3 protein-coding genes are annotated in these 2227 nt (G+C 38.8%); all 3 read left to right on the top strand.

The genetic code is table 11. The features are described from left to right. On the top strand, window positions 1–453 hold a 453-nt coding region (locus tag Xbed_RS18415), incomplete at its 5' end, for a DUF6246 family protein (RefSeq protein WP_086114273.1). A 588-nt stretch (window positions 454–1041) separates the two neighbouring features. Further along, window positions 1042–1824 (top strand): hypothetical protein, encoded by a 783-nt coding sequence (locus Xbed_RS18410; protein ID WP_086114272.1) that lies wholly within the window; start codon window positions 1042–1044, stop codon window positions 1822–1824. Continuing rightward, window positions 1815–2198 (top strand): hypothetical protein, encoded by a 384-nt coding sequence (locus tag Xbed_RS18405; RefSeq protein ID WP_086114271.1) that lies wholly within the window; start codon window positions 1815–1817, stop codon window positions 2196–2198. Before Xbed_RS18410 ends, Xbed_RS18405 begins: the two co-directional genes overlap by 10 nt. The last annotated feature ends 29 nt before the right edge of the window (window positions 2199–2227 follow it).

The raw sequence follows: 2227 nt of genomic DNA, 5'->3' as shown, positions 1-2227 counted from the left end.
ATTCTATCAACTTCAATGATGGTGATACAGGCGTGCTGTGAAGAGGATGTAGAAGAGCTAATCGGTGACTGGCGACCGGGGCGCAGAGGCGTTGTCTATCGTCCGGGGCGAATGCCAATTAATGACATTATCGTGGTCGCTCAGGAACTGATAACACATGGCGTTATTGGCAGAGTGAAAATCCGAAAACTCCAGCGTAATGAAGGAACGGAAGAGTTTTCTGACCAGTTTAAAGCCATCGAATACATTAATGCAGCCCGCTGCCACTTTAATATGTCACGTACAGAATCCGAGCGGTTAACTATGACCGAGTTCCAGATGATGCTGAAAGCTAAATTCCCCGATGAGAAAGGCTTTACCCGTGAAGAGTACGACGCAGTTATTGATAATGATGATCGACGCACTGGTGAACTGATGAGCGGTAAGCGTCGGCTGGTCAGCATGAAAAAGTGACAAAGGCCATCACTAGCGCTAAAACTAGCATATTTTGATACATTCTGATTGTCAACGAAACAATATCAATATAGCTAATGCTATTGAACTTAAGGTTCAATCGGACTAGTATTACCGCAAGGAATATTTATCAATGAGCTAAATGTAAAATAGGTTCTTCTTTTAATTTCATAACGTTAGGGGGCTATGTGAGAACTGAGCATACCAGATCTGTACAGACTATTAGCCACTCGACAGAGATAATTGATAGTTTTTTTGACAACCGCTCCCAGAAAGAATTTTTCATACGACGGTTAAGTTTCAGGCGTGATCCCAATCGACAAATATTCATCGTGACTATTGAAAATACAGATAATCCATGCGGATTTTATGTCACTCCATATGCTGAACTTACAGTGTGCAGAGATAAAGTTAGGTATCTGGTGAAGCCAGCAAATCAATACCCTGATTTGGAAGATAGATTGCTTTCAATAAATACCAACATTGAGAGAATTGTTTGTGATTTTATTCGGAACTACTGTCCTGCCTACCATTAATACCCAATGAGATAATAATGGCGCTTAACCAATTCAATATAAAGGATATTACATGACACAGCCGCTACTTAAAAAGGATGCCTTGGCGGATGAATTAACTGATGCATTGATGCGTGGTGATTCTATTACAGAGTTTGAACTTCGCCGCTATCTAAATGACATCGAAAAATATAGCTCTGGCATTGAATTGGCATATCTGAAAGCACTTGCTAATGGATTGGCTAATAAGAAAGGTAAAGCGATTGAGTATTTTGAGATAGCACTGCAAATTCCTAATATTGTTTATGCTGGTAATTATTTGGCCTATATCCATCATCGTGGGCTTTTCTCTGAGCGAAGAGAACTATCCCAGAAATTAGCACGCCAATATGAATCTCCTTCTTTTTGCTTTATGGCTTATCAGGTAAATATCTTTCATGGCGATGTATGCAGCGCAAATGAATTTTATGAAAAATACTTGAAACTCAGCCAAGAAAAGGAAAGCGGACCTGTTATTAAAAATTTTCAGGGGGCTAAAACTATGTTACAGGACTTTTTAGATGGTTCTGGCTTAAATAGAGATCAGGTTGCCATAATAGCAAATAATATTATTGATGTTATTGATAATCATAGAGTTAAAGTTTCTGGAATAGAGATTATTTCCGCTATAGGCCATGAAGAAAAAGTTAACATGTATAGCTTGTCTGTCTATACGGATGATGTTGAACTTTTGACTACTATGAACCTTGAACTTTCGTATAAGCTGGCAGAATATGACGAGTTGTTAGATAAAAAATTTAGTGCTTTGATCAGAGGGGATAAGCGCGAGGAGAGGGAGATTGAGCTTTGTCTATAACATGTCAGGACTTGCTAAATTTTGCTGAGGATTGTTCTTCCAGAAATGATGAAGTCGGGTATAGAAATGCAATCTCCAGAGCTTATTATGCAGCCTATCATAATGTGTACCCTGCCATGCAAGGTGGCCCAAAAGACAATCATCAAGGACTGATTGATTATTTAAAAACAGACTCTTGGAAAGGTAATGAAATATACAATAAAACCGATCTGATAGCGCTAGGCTATATGCTTCAATCTTTGAAAGACAACAGGATATTGTCAGATTACAAGTTATCCCACGATATGAATGAAACGGATGCAAGAATGGCAATAGCCACAAGCAAAAAAGTATTCGAAAAAATCACAGAAATGACCAAATCAAAAATAGCCTAAACCCGTCCCAGCGGGTTTTCCATTTGTGC

Origin of the sequence: Xenorhabdus beddingii, from assembly GCF_002127545.1 — a bacterium.
In the GTDB taxonomy this organism is placed as follows: domain Bacteria; phylum Pseudomonadota; class Gammaproteobacteria; order Enterobacterales; family Enterobacteriaceae; genus Xenorhabdus; species Xenorhabdus beddingii.
The sequence above is the reverse complement of the archived record's forward strand: the minus strand, read 5'-3'. Positions and strand labels throughout refer to the sequence as shown.

Excerpts from the sequence above, each read along its gene's own strand:
- Xbed_RS18410 (WP_086114272.1), top strand. The coding sequence starts at position 1,042 with ATGACACAGCCGCTACTTAAAAAGGATGCCTTGGCGGATGAATTAACT.